The organism is Paraburkholderia sp. A1RI_3L (genome assembly GCF_048957895.1).
In the GTDB taxonomy this organism is placed as follows: Bacteria; Pseudomonadota; Gammaproteobacteria; order Burkholderiales; family Burkholderiaceae; genus Paraburkholderia; species Paraburkholderia kururiensis.
Genome location: NZ_JARCHA010000009.1, coordinates 293,088 through 314,042 on the forward strand (window position 1 = coordinate 293,088; position 20,955 = coordinate 314,042).

The 20,955-nt window shown below is 63.3% G+C and carries 19 protein-coding genes; 14 read left to right on the forward strand and 5 right to left on the reverse strand.

Features of this window, described 5'->3' with window-relative positions; genetic code table 11:
- Positions 1-17 precede the first annotated feature (17 nt).
- Complete coding sequence (locus PXJ20_RS23620) at positions 18-410, reverse strand: 4a-hydroxytetrahydrobiopterin dehydratase (protein WP_017774785.1); 393 nt, start codon at positions 408-410, stop codon at positions 18-20.
- 464 nt (positions 411-874) lie between these two features.
- On the opposite strand from PXJ20_RS23620, the gene PXJ20_RS23625 reads away from it, so the two are divergent.
- The 6 genes from PXJ20_RS23625 to PXJ20_RS23650 all read left to right on the forward strand — a co-directional run bounded on the left by PXJ20_RS23625 (position 875) and on the right by PXJ20_RS23650 (position 6,651).
- A complete protein-coding gene (locus PXJ20_RS23625; RefSeq protein ID WP_026121427.1) occupies positions 875-2,701 on the forward strand; it encodes a methanol/ethanol family PQQ-dependent dehydrogenase in 1,827 nt (608 codons plus the stop codon).
- Positions 2,702-2,936: 235 nt separating this feature from the next.
- The gene (locus PXJ20_RS23630) at positions 2,937-3,359 is read left to right on the forward strand and encodes a c-type cytochrome (protein WP_026121428.1); all 423 of its coding nucleotides are present in this window, start codon (positions 2,937-2,939) and stop codon (positions 3,357-3,359) included.
- A 44-nt stretch (positions 3,360-3,403) separates the two neighbouring features.
- Positions 3,404-4,312 carry a substrate-binding domain-containing protein gene (locus PXJ20_RS23635; protein WP_026121429.1) on the forward strand — a complete coding sequence of 303 codons (909 nt, stop codon included), beginning with the start codon at positions 3,404-3,406 and terminating at the stop codon, positions 4,310-4,312.
- An 86-nt stretch (positions 4,313-4,398) separates the two neighbouring features.
- The gene (locus PXJ20_RS23640) at positions 4,399-5,193 is read left to right on the forward strand and encodes a hypothetical protein (protein WP_421032629.1); all 795 of its coding nucleotides are present in this window, start codon (positions 4,399-4,401) and stop codon (positions 5,191-5,193) included.
- A gap of 51 nt (positions 5,194-5,244) precedes the next feature.
- Positions 5,245-5,586: a carboxymuconolactone decarboxylase family protein gene (locus PXJ20_RS23645; RefSeq protein WP_421031728.1), complete on the forward strand. Its 342-nt coding sequence runs from the start codon at positions 5,245-5,247 to the stop codon at positions 5,584-5,586.
- A 78-nt stretch (positions 5,587-5,664) separates the two neighbouring features.
- Entirely contained in the window at positions 5,665-6,651 is a 987-nt protein-coding gene (locus tag PXJ20_RS23650; RefSeq protein ID WP_421031729.1) for a LysR family transcriptional regulator, read from the forward strand.
- A 21-nt stretch (positions 6,652-6,672) separates the two neighbouring features.
- Here PXJ20_RS23650 and PXJ20_RS23655 read toward each other — a convergent pair whose 3' ends face one another.
- The gene (locus tag PXJ20_RS23655) at positions 6,673-8,889 is read right to left on the reverse strand and encodes a glycoside hydrolase family 3 C-terminal domain-containing protein (RefSeq protein WP_126875344.1); all 2,217 of its coding nucleotides are present in this window, start codon (positions 8,887-8,889) and stop codon (positions 6,673-6,675) included.
- A 263-nt stretch (positions 8,890-9,152) separates the two neighbouring features.
- On the reverse strand, positions 9,153-10,079 hold the full coding sequence (locus PXJ20_RS23660; protein ID WP_277598824.1) for a LysR family transcriptional regulator: 927 nt from the start codon (positions 10,077-10,079) through the stop codon (positions 9,153-9,155).
- 241 nt (positions 10,080-10,320) lie between these two features.
- Here PXJ20_RS23660 and PXJ20_RS23665 point away from each other — a divergent pair, with 241 nt between their 5' ends.
- From PXJ20_RS23665 to cyoD, 7 genes are all read left to right on the forward strand, one after another.
- Positions 10,321-12,348 carry a TonB-dependent receptor plug domain-containing protein gene (locus PXJ20_RS23665; RefSeq protein WP_421031730.1) on the forward strand — a complete coding sequence of 676 codons (2,028 nt, stop codon included), beginning with the start codon at positions 10,321-10,323 and terminating at the stop codon, positions 12,346-12,348.
- A 1-nt stretch (position 12,349) separates the two neighbouring features.
- Positions 12,350-12,883, forward strand: coding sequence for a YfiR family protein (locus tag PXJ20_RS23670; RefSeq protein WP_421031731.1), 534 nt, complete (start codon positions 12,350-12,352; stop codon positions 12,881-12,883).
- Positions 12,880-14,844, forward strand: a complete 1,965-nt coding sequence (locus PXJ20_RS23675) for a putative bifunctional diguanylate cyclase/phosphodiesterase (protein ID WP_421031732.1) — start codon at positions 12,880-12,882, stop codon at positions 14,842-14,844. The genes PXJ20_RS23670 and PXJ20_RS23675 overlap by 4 nt, the downstream gene beginning before the upstream one ends.
- 226 nt (positions 14,845-15,070) lie before the next feature.
- On the forward strand, positions 15,071-15,961 hold the full coding sequence (gene cyoA, locus PXJ20_RS23680; RefSeq protein WP_033350867.1) for a ubiquinol oxidase subunit II: 891 nt from the start codon (positions 15,071-15,073) through the stop codon (positions 15,959-15,961).
- 3 nt (positions 15,962-15,964) lie between these two features.
- A complete protein-coding gene (cyoB, locus tag PXJ20_RS23685; RefSeq protein WP_017774798.1) occupies positions 15,965-17,977 on the forward strand; it encodes a cytochrome o ubiquinol oxidase subunit I in 2,013 nt (670 codons plus the stop codon).
- A 2-nt stretch (positions 17,978-17,979) separates the two neighbouring features.
- Positions 17,980-18,588 carry a cytochrome o ubiquinol oxidase subunit III gene (gene cyoC / locus PXJ20_RS23690; protein ID WP_126875337.1) on the forward strand — a complete coding sequence of 203 codons (609 nt, stop codon included), beginning with the start codon at positions 17,980-17,982 and terminating at the stop codon, positions 18,586-18,588.
- Positions 18,589-18,921, forward strand: coding sequence for a cytochrome o ubiquinol oxidase subunit IV (gene cyoD, locus PXJ20_RS23695; protein WP_017774800.1), 333 nt, complete (start codon positions 18,589-18,591; stop codon positions 18,919-18,921). It begins immediately after the preceding gene.
- A 93-nt stretch (positions 18,922-19,014) separates the two neighbouring features.
- Here the strand turns inward: cyoD and PXJ20_RS23700 are convergent, their stop codons facing one another.
- Positions 19,015-19,929 (reverse strand): alpha/beta fold hydrolase, encoded by a 915-nt coding sequence (locus PXJ20_RS23700; RefSeq protein ID WP_421031733.1) that lies wholly within the window; start codon positions 19,927-19,929, stop codon positions 19,015-19,017.
- 76 nt (positions 19,930-20,005) lie between these two features.
- Positions 20,006-20,563: a TetR/AcrR family transcriptional regulator gene (locus PXJ20_RS23705; protein WP_277599875.1), complete on the reverse strand. Its 558-nt coding sequence runs from the start codon at positions 20,561-20,563 to the stop codon at positions 20,006-20,008.
- Between the two features lie 153 nt (positions 20,564-20,716).
- Here PXJ20_RS23705 and PXJ20_RS23710 point away from each other — a divergent pair, with 153 nt between their 5' ends.
- Positions 20,717-20,869 (forward strand): hypothetical protein, encoded by a 153-nt coding sequence (locus PXJ20_RS23710; protein WP_421031734.1) that lies wholly within the window; start codon positions 20,717-20,719, stop codon positions 20,867-20,869.
- Positions 20,870-20,955 lie beyond the last annotated feature (86 nt).

A 20,955-nucleotide genomic window follows, 5' to 3' on the forward strand; every position in this document is an offset into this window, starting at 1 on the left:
ACCCAGCCATCGCTCACTCAACTCCCAGCCTTCGGCGCGTCGTACTTGATGTAGCGGAAGCGTTGATCGTCGGCGGGCGTGCCTTCCAGCGGACCGCCTTCCAGTGCCGGCTGCCACTGGATGAACGACTCCATCTTTTCGGCGAGCGCGAAGTCCTTGTCCGTGATTCCCTTCGCGCTATGCGTCTTCAACTTCACGGTGACGAACGCATAGGAGACGGTCAGGTCGGGGTGGTGCCACGCCGCTTCGGCCAGATGCCCGACGGCGTTCACCACCATCAGCGTGCCCTTCCACCCTTCGGTGCGGTATTTGCGCCGCAGCCATCCGTCTTCCAGATACCAATGCTGCAGTGTGCCAACGAGGCGCTGCTGCACTTCCTCGTCGCTATAGACGTGCTCTGCTTTTGCCATGACGGTCGCTCCACGAAAGGTTGAACGGACTGCTCCGGCAGCAGTGCAAGCGCCACGCCACGATGCTTCGCGCATCGCACCGGGAGGTGGCGGGGCAGGCGCGCCGCACACGTATGCCGGAATTGACACAGTATGTGCCGCGCACTGCGTCGCAGCCAGGCGAGCACGTGACAGGCGCGCGTTCCCTTCGCCGCGTTCTGCCGATGCGATATGAAGACAATGTGCCCGCGCGGCACGCAGCAGCGGCCTTGCCGCGCGGACCGCGTGGGTTACGTCGGCGCCACCGCGAAATCGCGCTCCATTTCCGGCATGGAATATGCGTCGGGCCGTCTCGCGTGTTGAAGCCCGGCATCGATCGGGCGCGCTCGCATATCGTTACCCCCATCGAGAAGGCGCGCCGATGCGACCAGGTAGCGTGGGCCATTCTTGAGTTCAGTGAACAGCAAGACAATTCTGGAGGGGACATGAACTTACGCACCTTGGTTTTGGGGCTTGCCGTCGTAGCATCGGCGGCCCTGAGCTCTATCGCTGCAAATGCCGATCCGCAGCTGGACGGCCTGATCAAGAACCCTGCGAACTGGGCGGCTCAGGCGGGCGATTACGCCAATCACCGCTATAGCCCGCTCAAGCAGATCAACGAGAACAACGTGGGCAAGCTGCAGGTCGCGTGGACCATGTCCACTGGCGTGCTGCGCGGTCACGAAGGCTCGCCGCTCGTGATCGGCGACACGATGTACATCCACTCGCCGTTCCCGAACAAGGTCATCGCGATCAGCCTGAAGGACCAGACGTTCCTGTGGCAATACCAGCCCAAGCAGGACGATCAGGTGGTGTCCGTGATGTGCTGCGATACGGTGAACCGCGGCCTCGCCTACGGCGACGGCAAGATCTTCCTGCAACAGGCCGACACCAAACTCGTCGCGCTGGACGCGAAGACGGGCGACGTCGTGTGGACGGCCACGAACGGCAATCCGAAGGCGGGCGAAACCAACACCAACGCGCCGCACGTGTTTGGCGACAAGGTGCTCACCGGCATTTCGGGCGGCGAGTTCGGCGTGCGCGGCCGTCTGATCGCGTATGACATCAAGACCGGCAAGATGGTCTGGACGGCGTACTCGACGGGCCCGGACAACGAGATCCTCGTGAACCCCGACAAGACCATGACCTGGGCGGACGGCAAGATGGTGCCGGTGGGCGCGGACTCGTCGGTGAAGAGCTGGAAGGGCGATCAGTGGAAGCTGGGCGGCGGCACGACGTGGGGCTGGTATTCGTGGGATCCGAAGCTGAACCTGGTCTACTACGGCACCGGCAACCCCGGCACGTGGAACCCGACGCAGCGGCCCGGCGACAACAAGTGGTCGCTCTCCATCTTCGCGCGCGACCTCAATACGGGCGAAGCGAAGTGGGTCTACCAGATGACGCCGCATGACGAGTGGGACTACGACGGCGTGAACGAAATGATCCTCGCGGATCTCACGATCGACGGCAAGAAGGTGCCCGCCATCGTCCACTTCGACCGTAACGGCTTCGGCTACACGCTGAACCGTGCCACGGGCCAGCTGCTGGTCGCGCAGAAGTTCGACCCGGCCGTGAACTGGGCCGACCGTGTGGACCTGAAGACCGGTCTGCCGGTTCGCAACGTGGCGTACTCCACGCAGCAGGCAGGCGCGGATCACAACGTGAAGGGCATCTGCCCGGCCGCACTCGGTTCGAAGGACCAGCAACCCGCAGCGTTCGATCCGTCCACGAGCCTCTTCCTCGTGCCGACCAACCACGTCTGTATGGACTACGAGCCGTTCGACGTCGATTACGTGTCCGGCCAGCCGTACGTGGGCGCCACGCTCTCGATGTACCCGGGCCCGGGCGAGAAGGGCGCGATGGGCAACTTCATCGCGTGGGATGCGGCGAAGGGCAAGATCGTCTGGTCGAAGCCGGAGCGTTTCTCGGTGTGGTCCGGCGCGCTGGCTACCGCAGGCGGCGTCGCGTTCTACGGCACGCTGGAAGGCTACATCAAGGCCGTGCGCATCAAGGACGGCAAGGAACTGTGGCGCTTCAAGACGCCGTCCGGGATTATCGGCAACGTGTTCACCTACCTCTACAACGGCAAGCAGTACGTGGGCGTCTACTCGGGCATTGGCGGCTGGGCCGGCATCGGCATGGCAGCGGGCCTGCAGAAGTCGACGGAAGGCCTCGGCGCGGTGGGTGGTTATCGTGAACTCGCGAAGTACACGGCGCTCGGCGGCACGCTCTTCGTGTTCGCGATTCCGGGCGGCGGCACGACGAGCGAGTAAGCGGCGTGCCTTTGCATGAAGTCGAAGTAAGTCAGTCGAAGTAACTCAGTTGAAGTAAGTCAGACCCGCGGGGCAGACCCCGCGGGTCACGAGCAAAGACGGGAAGCGGACGCCGCCGGCCCGCTGCGCAGCGGGCGGCCGGCGGCACGCCGCGAGACCCACGTCCCATCATCACATCGAGCAGTTGCATAGACGGCTGCATCAAGGTGTTTAGAGAGAACCAGGAGACATACGCATGAAAGGAAGATCAATCTTGTTGCTGGCAGCGGTTTCTTCCGCAGCAGTCTTGCTACCGGTTGCATACGCCCAGAACAACAGTGTTCAGGTTGCCCAGGTGGCGTACAAGGTGGTGGATGGCAACAAGGTCGACAGCAATACGCTGCAGGGCTGGAAGACCTGGCGCGCGCTCGACTGCGAACGCTGTCACGGCGCACAGCAGCAGGGGCTCGTCGGACCGTCGCTCGTGGATGCGTTCAAGACGCTCGACAAGACCGAATTCCATCGCACTGTATTCGGCGGCCGCGTCGACAAAGGCATGCCCGATTTCAGTTCGAGCCAGATGATGCAGAAGAACTGGGAGAACCTCTACGCGTATCTGAAAGGGCGCTCGGACGGCCAGATCAAGCCCGGCGACCTGAAAGCCATCGATTCGAACTGACGGCCGCAAAACGGCGACCTCGTTTCCATTCACCGGAGGTTTCGATGCGTCATGGCAAACGGATGCAGCTGCACGCCGCGCTCACGGCGGCAGCCTTGTGTTGCGCTGCGCTCGCGAGCGCAGCGGTGCGTGCCGATGGGCCCGCGTTGCCCAACAACGACGGAGCGGACGGCGTGCTGAGAGTGTGCGCCGACCCGAACAACATGCCGCTCTCGAACAACAAGGGCGAAGGGTACGAGAACAAGATCGCGAGCCAGATGGCGAGCGACTTCGGCTACAAGCTCGAGTACACGTATTTCCCGCAGCGCATCGGCTTCGTGCGCCATACGTTGCGCGAGAAAGACGACAATACGGGCCGCTTCAAATGCGACCTCATCATCGGTGTGCCGAAGGGGTATGACATGACCTCGACGACGCAGCCGTACCTGCATTCCACCTACGCGATGGTGTTCGCGAACCGGCCGGAACTGGCGAACATCCACACGCCTGACGACCTGCTCAAGCTGCCGCCCGACGAACTGCACAAGCTGCGCTTCGGCATCTTCACGCAGACGCCCGCGGTGGACTGGCTGCTCGCGCACAACCTGATCGACCAGGCGGTGTCGTACCAGGTGCAAAGCGGCGACCCGCAGAACTACCCCGGCGAAATGATCGAACACGACCTGCGCGCAGGCAACGTGGACGTGGCGTTCCTGTGGGGGCCCATTGCCGGCTACTTCGCGAAGCGCGCCGGCGACACCGTGAAGATCGTGCCGTTCCCGGCCACGCCCGGTATCCGTTTCGACTACGAAATATCGATGGGCGTGCGTTACGGCGAAAAAGACTGGAAGGACAAGATCGACCAATGGATCGGCGCGCACCACGACAAGATCGACCAGATTCTCACGAGCTACGAAGTGCCGCTACTTAAGCCCGCCGGCACCCAGGCGGGCAACTCGACCGCGTCGCCATGAGGGCGGCGCGAGTGGGGGCGTTGGATGCTTCGTTGCGCGACTCGTGGCGTGACATGATGCGTGGGTTGCGGGTCGCGACAGTGGCGATGGCGGCCGTCTTCGCCGCGCCGCTTCTCATTACGGCGAGCACGGCGCAGGCGGCGCAGGGAGGGAAGTCGGACCCCATCACGCCCGCGGAGCGGCTCATCTTCATGACGGGCCATATGCAAGGCATCGCGCCGCAAACGGAACTCGACTACACGATGGCGAGCCCGGATGCGAAACCGTCTGGCGAAGATCGCGTGCGCGTGCTCGTGACGAGCCCGAACAACGCGAAAGGCGACGCGCAGGTGTCCGACGGCACGGGCGCCGTGCCGCTGCCGAACAGCGGGCTGGAGTGCAACCCCGTGATCATCTATTTCCTCGAACACGACATTGCGGAAATGGAACGGCTCACGGGCGGCAAGAAGCGCTACTTCCAGAAGCGCTTGCGCCTCGCGCTTGCCGCGGGACCAAGCGTCGAGACCGTGAAGCGCGAAGTGGACGGCAAGCCTGTTACTGCGCAGCAGATCGTCGTGCAGCCGTATCTCAACGATCCGAACGCGGCGCGTTTTCCCGAGTACACCGGCAAGCGCTACACGTTCCTGCTGGCCTCGGCGGTGCCGGGGCAGGTGGTGCAGATTCGCTCCGAAGTGCCCGGTAACAACAACGACTTCGCGCATCCGGTGCGGGTCGAGACGCTCAGTTATCAGGCGGAACTGCACAAGCTGGCGCCAGCGCCCGGCGCGCCGGCCAGTGGCACGAGTACTACACCGACCGCCACGCCAACTGCCACGCCAACCGCCGCACCCGCCAAGCCGCAGGCGAATGTACCCGCCGATGCAACTCACGCCAGCCGCTAGAGCTTCGGCGCGCGTCATTGCTCCACTGAACGCCTACTGGAAAGGTCTCGCATGCTGATCGACACGAAGGACTATGCAGCGAAGCTCACCGCCGCACTGGGCGCGCTGGGCAGCACGGTGCCCGCTACGATCGCAGGTTTCGAAGCGCTGGACGGCGCCCCAGCCCGCAAGGGCGTGCTCGACGCGAAGACGCGTGAGCTGATTGCACTCGCCGTTGCCGTCACCACGCGCTGCGACGGCTGCATCACCGTGCACAGCGCCGCGGCCGCGAAAGCCAGCGCGACGAAGGACGAAGTGGCCGAAGCGCTTTCAGTGGCCATGGCGCTCAATGCAGGTGCCGCACTCGTCTACTCGGCTCGCGCATTCGACGCCTTCGATCAGCAGGGCGGCTGAATCACGGGCCGATCCAAGGGTTGATCTGCGCGCCGCCGTTCATCCACAGCTTCATGTCTCGCAGCGGACCGTATCGTCGTGAATTTCGTTCGTTCGCTGACCTTGCGTCAGCTGCAGATCTTCCTCGTGGCGAGCCGCTACGCAAGTTTCGCGCGCGCGGCGGAAGAGCTGCATCTCACGCAGCCCGCCGTGTCCATGCAGATTCGCCAGCTGGAAGAAACGGTGGGCCTGCCGCTCTTCGAACGGATTGCACGCAAGCTCTCGCTCACGGAAGCCGGCGAGAAACTCACGCATCACGCGAGCCGCATTCTGGGCGCCATCAAAGACGCCGAAGACACGATGACCTCGCTCAAGCAGGCCGACAGCGGGTCGATCGCCGTGGGTATCGTGAGTTCGGCCACGTACTTCGCACCGAAGCTGCTCGCGCTCTTTTCGCACCGCTACCCGAAGGTGGACGTCAACTTTTCGGTGGGTAATCGCGATGCGCTGCTGCGCATGCTGCAAGACAACGCCATCGACCTCGCCATCATGGGCCGTCCGCCCGCGGAACTCGACGTGGTGACGGAGCCGCTTGCCTACCATCCGCAGGTCATCATCGCGCCGCTCACGCATCCGCTCTGCGAAGCGCGGCGCTTCGATCTGCAGGAGCTGCGCGGCGACACGTTCCTGTTGCGCGAGCCCGGCTCGGGCACGCGCATGGCCGCAGAGGAGATGTTCCGCAAGCACCTCTTCACGCCGCGCAAGGTCGTGACGCTCGGCAGTAACGAAACGATCAAGCAGGCCGTGATGGCGGGCATGGGCGTGAGCCTTATCTCGCTGCATACGCTCGCGCTGGAATTGCGCACGCGGGAAGTGGCGACGCTCGATGTGAACGGCACACCGATCGAGCGCACCTGGCATGTCGTGCATCTGCGCTCGAAGCAGCTTTCGCCCACCTGCACGGTGTTTCGTCATTTCCTGCTGGAGCACGCGGCGCAGTGGCTCGAACACGAATTCGCGCCGCTCTCATCCTTCACGAACGCGCCGGCGAAACCGTCGGCGCGCGTGAAGTCGGAAGAAGCGTAGCCGCCGCGTTATTCCTTTCGCTTACCGGCTCTGCAAGCGGATGTCGCGCGAGGAGGCACCCACGTACACGGCGCTGCCCGGCACGTACTTCCACTTGTTGCTGGACGTGTCCCAGATGCTCTGGAAGCGTTCCGGAATCACGACGTTCACCTGACGTGCTTCACCCGGGTTCAGATAGACCTTGTGCCAGCCTACGAGGCGCCTGGGCGGCTCGCCGTTGTAGTTGACGCCCAGATACACCTGCGGCACTTCCGCGCCCGCCATGTGGCCGTCGTTCTTCACGGTGAAGCTCGCAATGAGCGTATGGTCAGGCGCCTTGCGCACGGAGAGGCCCGAGTACGAGAAGTGCGTGTACGAGAGGCCATAGCCGAACTCGAAGAGCGGGGCGATGTTCTTCGCGTCGTACCAGCGGTAGCCCATGTCGAGCTTCTCGGCGTAGACCGGGTCGTTCGGGAACGTGCCGTCCTGGCCCCACGTCGGCGTGTCCTGATCGCGCACGGGGAACGTGACGGGCAGCTTGCCCGACGGATTCACCTTGCCGAACAGCACGTTCGCAATGGCCTGACCGCCACCTTCACCCGGATACCAGGCTTCCACGATGGCCTGCACCTGGTCCTTCCACGGCATGAGCACCGGGTTGCCGCTCTCGATCACGACGATGGTGTGCGGGTTCGCCTTCGCCACCGCTTCCACGAGCTGGTCCTGGTTCGACGGATTGCTGAGCGCGAGGCTCTGCAGTTCGCCGAAGTCCTCACCCGAAGGCTGCGTGACGACGACGATTGCGACGTCGGACTGTGCCGCCAGTGCCGTGGCCTGATCGATTTCCTGCTGCGTATAGGCACGGAACGGCGACTGCTGATCGCTGTTGCCCGCGAAGCTGACCTGCGCCGTGGGCGCAAGCTGCTGGATCGCCTTCACGATGGGCACGTTGAGCGTGATCCACGGGTTGGGCCACCAGTTGCAGCCCGTCGACGTGCCGAACGTGAGCCCGCCGCAGCCTGCGAACGCGCCCGTCACCGGATGCCGCGTATCGCCGGAACCGCCGCCCGTGATAACCGCTGCGTCCGCGTGACCGCCAATCACCGCAACGCGCTTGAGGCTTGCCGCCGCGAGCGGCAACTGTGCGTTGTCGTTCTTGAGCAGCACCATCGACTGTTCCTCGGCAGCCTGGGTGAACGCCGTGGCCGCGGGGAAGTCGATTGCGCCGCCGGCCTTGGGCGGATCGTCCATGATGCCGGTGCGGATCATCACGTAGAGCTTGCGGCGAACCATGTCGTCGAGACGCGCCTCGGTGATCTGATGGCTCTGCAGCGCCTGGCGAACGAGCGCGGGCGTGAGGTAGACCGTCGGCCCCACGTCCTCTTCTTCGTCCAGACCGGCGTTGATCGCGGGCGCCGTGCTGTGAGCCGCACCCCAGTCGGACTGCACCTGGCCCTGGAAGCCCCACTCGTTCTTCAGCACGTCGGTGAGCACGTGCGGGTTCTCGCAGGCATAGGTGCCGTTGATGCGGTTGTAGCTGCACATCACGTTGCCGGGACGCCCTGCGCGCGCCGCGATTTCGAACGGCAGCAGATAGAGTTCGCGCAACGTGCGCTCGTCGATCGTGTCGTTGCCGCCCATGCGGTTGTGTTCCTGCTCGTTGCCCACGTAGTGCTTGATCGTGGCGATGACCTTGCTGTTCTGCGTGGCGATGGTGCGTGACGCGAGCATTTCGCCTGCGAGCACGGGGTCTTCGCCGAGGTACTCGAACATGCGGCCGCCGCGCGCCTCGCGGGCGAGGTTGGTGCCGCCGCCCAGACCCATGCCGAAGCCCTGCGCGCGCAGCTGTTTCGCGATCTGCGCGCCGAAGGCGTAGGCAAGGTGACGGTCCCAGCTTGCCGCTAATGCGATGGTGGCGGGGAACGTGGTGCTGGGTAGCTGCGTGCTGCCGGAACCCGTGGCCGAATCGACCATGTTGAGGTCAGGAATGCCGAGGCGCGGCACGCCCTGGATGAAGCCCGCGCCGCCATTCGGCACGTCGCTCATCTGATATTCGGAGTGAATGAGCTGAAGCTTTTCGTCGAGCGTCAACTGCTTCAGCAAAACTTCGGCGCGCCAGTGCGCGCCGTTGTCGGCGATTGCTGCGGGAAACGATGCGGTGAACGGATTCGTTGCGATGTCGAAGTCGTTCTGGCCCGCGTGGGCGCCAGCGGTCGCCATCGCCAACAGCAGCGCCATTGGCCAACGTTTGACCTGCATGTCTCTCTCCATGAGTGTGAACTACGGTGGTACCGATCACACCGATCCGGCTCGTATCCGGACAACTTTTTCGAGACGCGAGACAGTACCGGCGACGTTGATGCCCCGTGAATCGCGACAGTGCCGCAGCGCTTTTATGCGTGCGGCCCGTGGCGGCCGGCGATGTGGCTACGGTATTTCATGTAGCCAAACTCCGTGTTTACTCATGGTATGGAAGTAAGCTCACTACAGGCTCACTACGTGGTCGGGGTTTACCCGGCGCGTCAGGTACGCAGGTCGGGGTGCGCGTGGGCGAGGTCGGTCACCCATTCCGTGAAGGCACGAATGCGCGAATTGAGGTTCTGCCGATGCGGGTAAAGAATGGAAAGCGGCGTGGAGGGACAACGGTAATCGGTCAGTATTTCCCGAAGATGCCCTTGCGCGAGCAGTTCCGTCACCATGAAGCGCGAGGGCTGGATGATGCCGTAGCCTTCCACGCCCGCGGCGATATATGCAGAGCCGTCGTTCACGGCGAGCAGGCTTTCCATCTGCACGGTGATGGTCTCAGGGGCATTCAGGTCCTTCGGGTTCTTCAGGAATTCGAAGGGAAACGTGCGGCCCGTGCTGGACGATATGTAGTTCACCGCACGATGTTGCGCGAGGTCTTCGAGCGTAGCCGGCGTGCCGTATTCCTCGAGATAGGCGGGAGACGCGCACACCACCATGCGCGCATTGCCGATGCGCCGCGCCACGAGGCTCGACTCTTCGAGCGAGCCCATGCGGATCACGCAGTCCACACCGTCCTGGATCATGTCGATGTTGCGGTCCGAGAGCCCGAGGCGCACGTTGATGTGCGGATACGCGCGGTAAAACTGCCCTAGCGCGGGAATCAGCAAGGTGCGCGCGATGGTGCCCGAGGTGTCCACGCGCACGGTGCCCGTGGGGCTGGACCGTTTGTTCGAGAGCGACGATTCGGCGTCCGATATCTCCGCGAGAATGCGCACGCAGCGTTCGTAGTAGAGCGCGCCGTCTTCGGTCACGTTCACCGAACGCGTGGTGCGATTGAGCAGGCGCACGCCCACGTGTTCTTCGAGCGAGCGGATCAGATTGCTCACGGTGCCGCGCGGCAGGTCCAGCATGTCGGCGGCCTTCGAAAAGCTTTTGGATTCGACGACGCGGGTAAAAATTTCCATTGCCTGGAGACGGTCCATGCAGGTTCCTCGAACAGTGACGGGGTGCGTGATTGTGCGGTCCGCCTTGCATGCCGTGCGGTGGACGGACGCGCACATTGTACGGGGCCGGAACTGCGAGGCGCTCAAATGCGGGATGGCCCGGATTTGAATGACGTTTGAGCGGCGTTCGAGTGGCGCAATAGCAGCATCTCCTCAAGTTTGCGGCCGTTTCTGTCGATATCCCGGACAGAGACAGAACAACCTTCCGTAATCCCAGGCGATGCCCCACGATTCCACAAAACTCCGCATAGTCATCGCCGCGGTATGTTGCGCTACACACATCTTCCTGGTGAATGACAGCAGGGCGGAGGAGTCGGCGACTCCTCCGTCGGGCGACGCTTCGGCCGTGCTTGCAACGATGCCGCTCGAAGCGTTGATGCAGATGACGGTGACGTCGGCATCGAAGTTCGAACAGCGAGTGAGCGATGCGCCCGCCGCGGCCGTGGTGCTCACCGCAGCCGACATCCGCGACTTCGGGTGGCGCACGCTGGGCGATGCGCTGGCGTCGCTGCCGGGCCTTTACGTGAGCTACGACCGCAACTACGCGTATCTCGGCGCACGAGGTTTCTTGCGGCCTGGCGACTACGACAGCCGCTTTCTCGTGCTGATAGACGGCTATCAGGTCAACGACGCTGTCTACGACGAAGCGCCCATCGGCACCGAGTTCCTGATCGACATGGACCTCGTGGAGCGCATCGAGTACGTGCCGGGCCCAGGCTCTGCCGTGTACGGATCGAACGCGTTCTTCGGCGTGGTCAACGTCATCACGAAGAAGGGCAGTGACATCAACGGCACGCAGGTGGCCGCCTCAGCCGGCAGTTTCGGCGAAAAGCGCGGACGCGCGACCTGGGGCTGGCATGGCGTGAACGGCGCGGACATTGTGCTGTCGGCGAGCGCCTACGACCGCAATGGCCAAAGCCTCTACTACCCCGAGTTCGACACGCCCGACCAGAACCACGGCGTGGCAGTGGGACTCGACTACGACCGCGCGCAGCAGTTTCTCGCGAAGTTTGCGTATCGCGAGTTCTCGCTGGAGATCGCACACAGCAACCGCACGAAGGGCGTGCCCGATGCGCCGTTCGGCGCGCAATTCAACGCGCCGTACAGCCTCACGGACACGCAGAGCTTCGTCAACGCGGCCTGGCATCATCCGCTTGCGACAGGCGTGGAGTTGAACGCATCGGCGTACTGGGGACGTTACGACTACCGCAGCCCCGTGTACGTGATGGGCGACCCGCCGGAACTGAACATCGACGGCGATCATGCTCTCTGGTACGGCACCGACGTTCATACGGTCGTCACGACGATTGCGCGCAACAAGATCGTGTTCGGCGCGGACTTTCGCCGCAACGCGCGGCAGGACCAGTACAACTTCGACGTGAACCCGTACCAGCAGGTGCTCGACGATCACCGTTCGAGCAACCGCGCCGGGACTTACGTGGAAGACGAAGTGCAGTTGCCCGCGGGTTTCGAACTCAATGCGGGCTTGCGCTACGACTACGAAACGATAGCGAAAGGCAACCTGAGCCCGCGTATTGCGCTCATCTACAAGCCCACCAACCGCGATACGTTCAAGGCCATTTATGGTCGTGCCTACCGTGCGCCGAATGCTTACGAGCTCTACTACGCCACGTCCGGCGACGGCGGGCAGCTCGCGAATCCGTCGCTGAAACCCGAGCACATCACGACCACGGAGCTTGTCTATTCGCGCGACCTGGGATCGTCGGCGCGGGCCACGCTTTCGCTCTTTCACTACGACATTGCCGACCTGATTTCGCAAACCACGGATGCGGGTACGGGTCTGCTCGTCTTTCGCAATCTGAATCACGTGGAGGCGAACGGCGCGGAACTCAGCTACGAGCAGCAGACCGCGGGCGGCATTCGCGTGCGTACGAGCTATTCGTGGCAACTCGCGCGTGACGAGGCCACGGAAAGCGTGCTGCAAAATTCGCCGCGCCATCTCGGCAAGCTCAATATCGTCGTGCCGCTGGCGAGCGACCGGGTACGGGTGGGCGTGGAGGCGCTCTGCAGCGCGTCGCGTCTCACGCAGGCGAGCCGCACAGGCGGCTATTGCATCGGCAACGTCACGATCGGCTCGTCGAAACTCGTGCCGCACAGCACGGTGTCGTTTTCCGTCTATAACGTGACGGACAAACGCTACGCGGATCCGGCCGGACCGGCGTTCACGCAGCAGGCCATCGCGCAGGAAAGCCGCACGTTCCTGTTCAAGCTGGTGTACGGGATGTGACATGCGCAAGACTGTCCGAGCCCTGCTGATCGCCTGCGTATTCGGGAGCGCGTTGTTCTGGCGGTCGGAGAGCCACGCCCAGGTCGACGAAGCTGCGTTGAAGGCTGCGTTCATCTTCAACTTCACGGTATTCGTGACGTGGCCGCCAGGTGCGCTCGCCGATGGGCACGTCGTGGTCTGCGCGGGCGCGGGCGGCAGCATTACCCCCGCGTTGCAGAAACTCTCGGGCCGGGCGGCCAACGGTGTGACGTGGGTGGTGCGGGTGATCGAGCCTGGCGAGAGCGGTGCGAACACCTGCAACGTGGTGGTAGTCTCGGGCGCTGATGCGGCCACGCGGGCGTTGCGTTCGCTCGCCGCAGCGCGCCAGCCGGTGCTCGTGATCGGCACCGACGAAGAGGCGGCGCAGGCGGCCCCCGGCATTCTGTTGTTTCGCGAGGGTGACCACGTGCGGTTCGATATCGACAACAGCCAGCTTGTGCGGCGTAACCTCATGGCGAGTTCGAGGCTGCTTTCGCTGGCAAGGAGCGTTCAGTGACGACGCAACCGGAGGTTCGTCCCACGGATTCAAGCTGGCGTGTGCAACTCGCCGGTGTCGTCACGGCGCTCGTCATCGCGATGATTGCGCTTGCGTTGTACCAGGGCCTCTCGATGGAGCACGAGCTGCGCGACAACGCGCGCCTGCAGGCGGCCATCGTTGCGCAGAACGCCGCTGCGCCCATGATGTTCAACGACCGTCAGGCCGCGCAGGAAACGTTGAGCGCGCTGCGTATCCTGCCGTACATCCGCAGCGTGGCGATTCTCGACAAGGACGCGCACGTGTTCGCCTCGTACGGCCCCGAGGTGACGGTGCCGCGCACGCTGCAACCCTTCATCGCGGCCGAACGCGACGGCAGCACCTTCGGCTTACGGTCGGTCACGGTCAGCGCGCCCATCACGTACAACAGCGGACACTTCGGCGACGTGGTGCTGGTGGCCTCCACGGGGCAGATCCTCTCGCGCTTCGCGAGCTACGTGACGCTGCTCGTGCTGGTGTGTCTCGCATCGGTGGCGGCTTCCGGCATCGTGATGCGGCGGCTCAAGGAACGCATGTCGAGCGCGGAAAGCCAGCTTGCGTGGCTCGCCAATACGGATCCGCTCACGCATCTGCCCAATCGCCGCGCGTTCTACGACGAACTCGGCACGCGCCTTGGCGTGCCGGTGCGGCAGCGCACGCCGCTCACGCTGATGCTGGTCGATCTCGACAACTTCAAGATCGTCAACGACACGTTGGGGCACGGCGCAGGCGACGAACTGCTCGCCGCGGTGGCGCGCGAACTCAAGGCGGCGGTGGGCCGCCACGATCTGGTGAGCCGCATCGGCGGCGACGAGTTCGCAATTCTCGCCGTGGATCGCGGCAGTGCCCAGCGCAGCGCCTCGCTTGCGGTACGCGTGGTCGAACACACACGGCGCGCTTTTCGCGTGGCGGACGTGGAGCTGCACGTGAGCGCGAGCGTGGGCTACAGTCGCTATCCAGACGACGCGCAGCGTCTCGCCGACCTCGTGAGCAGCGCGGACACGGCGCTTTACGTCGCGAAGAGCCAGGGCAAGGGTCAGGCTGTTGCGTTCCGGCCGGAGATGACCGAGGCCGCGAAACGGCGCGCACGCCTCGAGCGCGAACTGCGCGATGCGCTCAACACCGACGCGTTCTACGTGGTCTATCAACCGAAGTTCAGCTGCGGCGCCGGTGCGATGACGGGCGTCGAGGCACTCGCGCGCTGGCATCACCCGCAGGAGGGCGAAATCTCGCCGGCCGAATTCATCGCGGTAGCGGAGATGAGCGACCTGATCGCGACGCTCGGGCTGCACGTGCTGGAAACGGCGTGCAACGACATCGCGCGGCTCAATCGCGACACGGGTGTTGCGCTCGAAGTGTCCGTGAACGTGTCGGCACGGCAGTTCAGGCATCCGCAGTTCGCGGAGCACGTGTTTTCGGCGTTGCAGGCGAGCGGCCTGGATTCGTCGCTGCTCGAACTCGAACTCACGGAAAGCATGCTGATGACCGACGTGGACGACAGCGTACGGCTGCTGCGCGAATTCCAGTCGAACGGCGTGCGCGTTTCGATTGACGACTTCGGCACGGGGTATTCGTCGCTCTCGTATCTGCGCACGCTGCCCATCGATCAGCTCAAGGTTGACCGCAGCTTCGTCAAGGGGCTGCCGCGCGAGGGCAGGGAGATCGTGGAGGCCATCATCTCGATGGCGCACAGCTTCGGCCTCGAAGTGGTGGCCGAAGGCGTGGAGACGTGGGAGCAGTTCGCGTTGCTGCGCGACATTGGCTGCGACCTCGTGCAGGGTTATCTCACCGGCAGGCCCGTGCGGCTGGACGTGCTCACGGCCGACATCGTGCGCGAAAGAGCGAACCCGCCGCACCGCGCGAGCCGCGACTTGCGCGTGGGAGCGCAAGTCGTTGCGAAAGCTGCGGATCGTACGCCGCCGCTTCCTGAACAGCAGAACTGAATTCCATCAGTTTCTTGTCCGGACACAAGCTTACTGTTTGCTGTCATCTACAAGACTTGACGTTTTCTTGTTGGACGTCAAGGTAATTTCCCGCCCGTTTCAATAGAATCCGCCCCTTACGACACGGGCGCGTTCGCGCACGCGCAACGTGTGGCGTACCCGCTGTCGTTCCCGCCGATCCGACCAGATCACCCAATCAGACCATACAAAATTCCAGGCATATCCGATGGCCAGAGCTATCTTGAAGCGGGCGTGGACCTTCGCTGCAATTGGAGTGGGCACCTGCCTTGCCGGCTGCAGCAATCTCGATGTTCTCGATCCCAAAGGCAGCGTAGGTGCTGCGGAAAAGTCTCTCATCAGCACGGCCACGTTCACGATGCTCATCGTCGTCGTGCCGGTCATTCTGCTCACGCTGCTGTTCGCATGGCGCTACCGCGCGTCGAACCGCAATGCGACCTACGCGCCGAAGTGGGCGCATTCCACGGCCATCGAAGTCGTCATCTGGACCGTGCCCACGATCATCATTCTGTTCCTCGGCGTGCTCACGTGGCGCACGACGCACGAGCTCGACCCGTACCGGCCGCTCGAATCGTCGGTGAAGCCGATCAACGTGGAAGTGGTCGCGCTGGACTGGAAGTGGCTCTTCATCTATCCCGATCTGGGCATCGCCTCGATCAACCAGCTGGCCTTCCCCGTCAACACGCCCGTGAATTTCCGCATCACGTCGGATTCGGTGATGAACTCGTTCTTCATCCCGCGGCTGGGCAGCCAGATCTATGCAATGGCGGGCATGCAGACGCGTCTGCACCTGGTGGCCAACGAGGTGGGCGACTACGCGGGCGTGTCGGCCAACTTCAGCGGCAAGGGCTTTTCGGACATGAAGTTCCGTGCGCTCGCCACCACGCCCGAGCAGTTCAACGCGTGGGTGGAGCAGGTGAAGCACGCGCAGGGGCGTCTCGACATGAACGCCTACGGCACGGTCGCGCAGCCTTCGGAGAAGAATCCGGTCGAGTACTTCTCGTCCGTGGATCCGAGGCTCTTCCATAACATCATCGCGAAGTACAACAACGGCCACGTCCTCGACACGAAGGACGAGGCCTGCGGGACGAAGGGGTAAAGCATGTTCGGAAAACTCACGCTCGAGGCGATCCCGTTCGATCAGCCCATCATCATGGGTGCAGGCGCCTTCATGGGCCTTGCGGTGATCGTGGTGCTGGCTGCGCTCACCATCACCAAAAAATGGACATGGCTGTGGACCGAGTGGATCACCACGGTGGACCACAAGAAGCTCGGCATCATGTACATCATCGTGGCCACGCTCATGCTGCTGCGCGGCTTCGCGGATGCCGTGATGATGCGTCTGCAACTGGCGCTCGCCTATCATTCGCCGGGCTACCTGCCGCCGCATCACTACGATCAGGTGTTCACGGCGCACGGCGTCATCATGATCTTCTTCATGGCGATGGCGCTGATGGTGGGCCTCTTCAACCTGATCGTGCCGCTGCAGATCGGCGCGCGCGACGTGGCCTTCCCGTTCATCAACTCGCTGAGCTTCTGGATGACGGCGGTGGCCGCCATCCTGATCAACGTCTCGCTCGTGATTGGCGAATTCGCACAGACGGGCTGGCTCGCGTATCCGCCGTTGTCGGAGCTGCAGTTCAGCCCCGGCGTGGGCGTGGATTACTACCTCTGGAGCTTGCAGCTTTCAGGTGTGGGCACGCTGCTCACCGGCATCAACTTCTTCGTGACCATCGTGCGCATGCGCGCGCCCGGCATGACGTTCATGAAGATGCCCGTGTTCACGTGGACGGCGCTGTGCTCTAACGTGCTGATCATGGCGACGTTCCCGATTCTGACCGTCGCGCTTGCGCTGCTGGGTCTGGACCGCTACCTCGGCATGCACTTCTTTACGAACGATGGCGGCGGCAACGCCATGATGTACCTGAACCTGATCTGGGCGTGGGGCCACCCCGAGGTGTACATCCTCGTGCTGCCCGCGTTCGGCATCTACTCCGAGGTGATCGCCACGTTCGCGAAGAAGCCGCTCTTCGGCTATCGCACGATGGTGTACGCCACGTGCGTGATCATGGTGCTCTCGTTCCTCGTGTGGCTGCACCACTTCTTCACGATGGGTTCCGGCGCCGACGTGAACGCGTTTTTCGGCATCATGACGATGATCATCGCGATTCCAACGGGCGTGAAGATCTTCAACTGGCTCTTCACGATGTACCGCGGGCGTATCGAGTTCACCACGCCCGTGCTGTGGACCATCGGCTTCATGATCACCTTCACCATTGGCGGCATGACTGGCGTGATGATGGCGATTCCGGGCGCGGACTTCGTGCTGCACAACAGCCTGTTCCTGATCGCGCACTTCCATAACGCGATTATTGGCGGCGTGGTGTTCGGTTACCTTGCCGGCTTCCATTACTGGTTCCCGAAGGCCTTCGGCTTCAAGCTGGACGAGAAGCTCGGCAAGCGCGCGTTCTGGTTCTGGTTCACGGGCTTCTATGCCTCGTTCATGCCGCTCTACGTGCTGGGCTTCATGGGCATGACGCGACGCCTCAACCACTACGACAATCCCGCATGGCATCCGTGGCTGATCGCAGCGGCATTCGGCGTGGTGCTCGTGGCCATCGGCGTGCTGCATCAGATTGCGCAGGTCGTGCTTGCCGTGCGCAACCGCAACCGTCCCGACTATCGCGACGCGACGGGTGACCCGTGGAATGGCCGCACGCTCGAATGGGCCACGTCGTCGCCGCCGCCGGTCTACAACTTCGCGGTGATCCCGACGGTGCGTGAACTGGATGCGTTTGCCCACATGAAGGAAACGGGGCATGGCCTCGGCGTCAAGGCGTCGTCGTATCGCGACATCCACATGCCGTCAAACACGGGCGCGGGCTTCTTCGTCGCCGTGTTCAGCCTCGCACTCGGCTTCGCGCTGGTGTGGCACATCTGGTGGCTCGTGATCGCGTCGCTCGTCGCAGTGGCGGCAACCGTCATCATTTACAGCTTCGGCGACAACGACGGCTACATCATTCCCGCGGCGAAGGTTCGCGAGATCGAAGATGAAATCCGCCGCCGTGCGGAAGGTGAAGAACGCGGCCTCGTGCCCGAATCCGTGGAGGCCTGAGCATGGCACACAACACGCTTGTCAACGGCGCGCACGATCTGGCCGCCGACCATCCGCCGTCACACTCGGTGTTCGGCTTCTGGCTGTACCTGATGACGGACTGCGTCATCTTCGCGTCGCTGTTCGCGGTGTTTGCCGTGTCGTCGCAGCAGTTTGCGGGCGGCCCGAGCGGCAAGGACCTGTTCGACATTTCGGGCGTTGCGCTGGAAACGGCCGCGCTCCTGTTGAGCAGCATCACCTACGGCTTCGCGATGCTGGGCGCGCACAAGCAGCAACGCGGCGCGGTGCTGGGCTGGCTCGCCGTCACGTTCGTGCTGGGCCTCGCGTTTCTCGGCATGGAAATGCGCGAGTTCTCCGCGCTGATCGCAGAAGGCAACGGACCGGGCCGCAGCGCGTTCCTGTCGTCGTTCTTCACGCTGGTCGGCACGCACGGCCTGCACGTGTTCATGGGCCTCGTGTGGATGGTGGTGCTCGCCGTGCAGGTCATTTCGCGGCCCACGCTGAACGAGCGGGAGATCCGGCGTCTTACGTGCCTGAGCCTTTTCTGGCACTTCCTCGACATCGTCTGGATCTGCGTTTTCACCTTTGTCTATCTCGCGAGCGTACTTTAAATGGCTCATTCGCATTCGGCTCATACGGAAGGCGGGCACGGCAGCTTCGGCAGCTACGTTGCCGGGTTCGTGCTCTCGGTGTTGCTCACGGCAGGAGCGTTCGGCATCGTCATGAAGGGCGCTCTGCCCGCCCATAGCGCGCTGATCGCGCTTGCGGGGCTCGCGCTGGTGCAGATCGTCGTGCACCTCGTGTTCTTCCTGCACATGAACGCGTCGTCGGGTCAGCGCTGGAACGTGATGGCGTTCAGCTACACGGTGCTTACTGCGGTCATCCTCGTGTTCGGCACGATGTGGGTGATGCACAACGTCAGCGTCAACATGATGTCGCGATAAGCGCATCGCAACCGGAGGGCCTTTGTAGAAGGCTCTCCGGTTTTTTCCTCTTCTTCCTCTCCGTCTCTTCCCCCCTTTCCGCGTCTTCGCCAGCTACGCGAAGAAGCGCGTGAGTTCCGAGGCAACGGCCGCGGGCTGCTCTTCGGGCAGGAAGTGCCCGCAATGTCCGATGGTCACGCCCTCTACGTTCGCGGCACAGGCTTCGAGCGGAGCAGCCATGTTCGGAATGGAGCCCTGATCGGCGCTCAGTGCGAGCACGGGCATCTGCAGCTTGCCTTTCGCACTGAGTACGCGATTCTGGTGTGCCGATTCATCCGCCGCGCGATAGTAGGCGAGCCCCGCACGCAAGCCGCCTTCACGCGTAAAGACGCGCGCATATTCGTCCATGTCGGCTTCGGAAAACGTCTGTGGGTTTGCGGTCTTGCGGCGCAGAAACCAGTCGAGGTAGGCGCGCTCTTTTCCTTCGATCAGCAACTCCGGCAGGTCCGGTATGGCATGAAACGCGAAGTGCCAGGTGCGCCACGCGCGCTCGGGTGCAATGGGCAGGGCGTCGGGCAGCGTGATGCCGGGAATGCCGGCGTCCAGCAGCGTGAGACGCATGACTGTGTCGCCGAACAGCGCGGCATAGGGATACGCGACCCACGCGCCCACGTCGTGTGCCGCGAGGTAGCAGCGCTGCACATCGAGCTTGCGAAGCAGCGCGTGCAATCTCGTGGCGAGTGTTTGCGTGTCGTAGCCATCGAGTGGGCGATCGGAGTCGCCTTGGCCCGGCAGATCCGGCGCGACGACTCTGTAGCGCGCGGCCAGCAGCGGCATGACCTTGCGCCATGCGAACCAGCTTTGCGGATAACCCGCGAGCAGGACGACCGTCTCGCCATCCACCTTGCCGCCGGTGACGTAATGAAGCCGGATGCCGTCGACCATTTCGAAGCGATGCTCGAACCCATCGAGCTGTGCGTCCGGCAGCGAAGCAGGACCGGGGTCGACGATACGCGCTGAGGTAGACATGATGGACTCTCCTGATGGTTGCGTGAGTGGTGCGTCTGTATAGGAAATGAACATTTCCAAATAAGGCAAAAAAATTTCAGGCCAACAGCTTCAGCGCCTGATCGGCTGCTGCCAACATGTCGTTGCGCGTGCGCCCCGACTTGCCGATCAACCGGAAGCCCTGGAGCACGGCAAGCAGCACGCGAGCCATGGCCGTCACGTCGATATCCTGCGCGACCGAGCCGTCTTCCTGCCCCTGCCGGAGCAACTGGCGCAGCAGGTCTTCGCTACGTCGCATGGCGGCTTCGACCTGTGCCGCGATTTCATCGTCGAAGGTGGCGAGCGCCGTGGCACTGGAAACGACGAGGCAACCGCGCCGGCCTTCGCTGCCGTGCGACGACTGCGCGTAGAAGTGCAACACCGCGCGAATCTTCTCGTACCCGCTCGGTTGCCGGTCGAGCAGCCTGCGCAGCCCAGCATTGCGTGCCTCTACGTAGTGCGCGAAGGCCGCGAGGAAAACGCCGCGCTTGTCGCCGAATGCCTTGTAAAGACTGCCCGCGGTGAGTCCGGTCGCCTCGCTGAGGTCGCCCACGGAGGTGGCGTGATAGCCGCGCTCGCGAAAGACGCGCACGGCGCCGTCGAGCACCGTGTCCATGTCGAATTCGCGCGGACGGCCGGGGCCGCGCGAGGAAGTGGGGGAAGGGGACGGGGAAGTCATGCGGCGATTATAGGAAATGATTGTTTCCGAAACAACACATGAACTGGCGTGGGCCTGCTCCCATTCGTGCGCGCAGGACGATTACGCCGCGTGACCGTCGGCCATCTGGCTCATCGCCACGTTGACCTGCCAGCCGGCGCACGCGGTTTCGACGGCTGTATTGAGCGCGAGAATATGGGGCTGGAAGGCGATGCCTTCGATCACCTGGAAAGGGCGATCGTCATCGCTTTATTGAAGCCGTGAATAACGGCTGGCTGTGTTCAAACTTGAGGGCCGTGCAATGCAATAACGGATTATTTTTTCAGGGCGATATCGTTTTAAAGTGGCGA

Excerpts from the sequence above, each read along its gene's own strand:
- PXJ20_RS23620 (WP_017774785.1), bottom strand. The coding sequence starts at position 410 with ATGGCAAAAGCAGAGCACGTCTATAGCGACGAGGAAGTGCAGCAGCGC.
- PXJ20_RS23625 (WP_026121427.1), top strand. The coding sequence starts at position 875 with ATGAACTTACGCACCTTGGTTTTGGGGCTTGCCGTCGTAGCATCGGCG.
- PXJ20_RS23630 (WP_026121428.1), top strand. The coding sequence starts at position 2,937 with ATGAAAGGAAGATCAATCTTGTTGCTGGCAGCGGTTTCTTCCGCAGCA.
- PXJ20_RS23635 (WP_026121429.1), top strand. The coding sequence starts at position 3,404 with ATGCGTCATGGCAAACGGATGCAGCTGCACGCCGCGCTCACGGCGGCA.
- PXJ20_RS23640 (WP_421032629.1), top strand. The coding sequence starts at position 4,399 with ATGGCGGCCGTCTTCGCCGCGCCGCTTCTCATTACGGCGAGCACGGCG.
- PXJ20_RS23645 (WP_421031728.1), top strand. The coding sequence starts at position 5,245 with ATGCTGATCGACACGAAGGACTATGCAGCGAAGCTCACCGCCGCACTG.
- PXJ20_RS23655 (WP_126875344.1), bottom strand. The coding sequence starts at position 8,889 with ATGCAGGTCAAACGTTGGCCAATGGCGCTGCTGTTGGCGATGGCGACC.
- PXJ20_RS23660 (WP_277598824.1), bottom strand. The coding sequence starts at position 10,079 with ATGGACCGTCTCCAGGCAATGGAAATTTTTACCCGCGTCGTCGAATCC.
- PXJ20_RS23665 (WP_421031730.1), top strand. The coding sequence starts at position 10,321 with ATGCCCCACGATTCCACAAAACTCCGCATAGTCATCGCCGCGGTATGT.
- PXJ20_RS23670 (WP_421031731.1), top strand. The coding sequence starts at position 12,350 with ATGCGCAAGACTGTCCGAGCCCTGCTGATCGCCTGCGTATTCGGGAGC.
- cyoA (WP_033350867.1), top strand. The coding sequence starts at position 15,071 with ATGGCCAGAGCTATCTTGAAGCGGGCGTGGACCTTCGCTGCAATTGGA.
- cyoB (WP_017774798.1), top strand. The coding sequence starts at position 15,965 with ATGTTCGGAAAACTCACGCTCGAGGCGATCCCGTTCGATCAGCCCATC.
- cyoC (WP_126875337.1), top strand. The coding sequence starts at position 17,980 with ATGGCACACAACACGCTTGTCAACGGCGCGCACGATCTGGCCGCCGAC.
- cyoD (WP_017774800.1), top strand. The coding sequence starts at position 18,589 with ATGGCTCATTCGCATTCGGCTCATACGGAAGGCGGGCACGGCAGCTTC.
- PXJ20_RS23700 (WP_421031733.1), bottom strand. The coding sequence starts at position 19,929 with ATGTCTACCTCAGCGCGTATCGTCGACCCCGGTCCTGCTTCGCTGCCG.
- PXJ20_RS23705 (WP_277599875.1), bottom strand. The coding sequence starts at position 20,563 with ATGGACACGGTGCTCGACGGCGCCGTGCGCGTCTTTCGCGAGCGCGGC.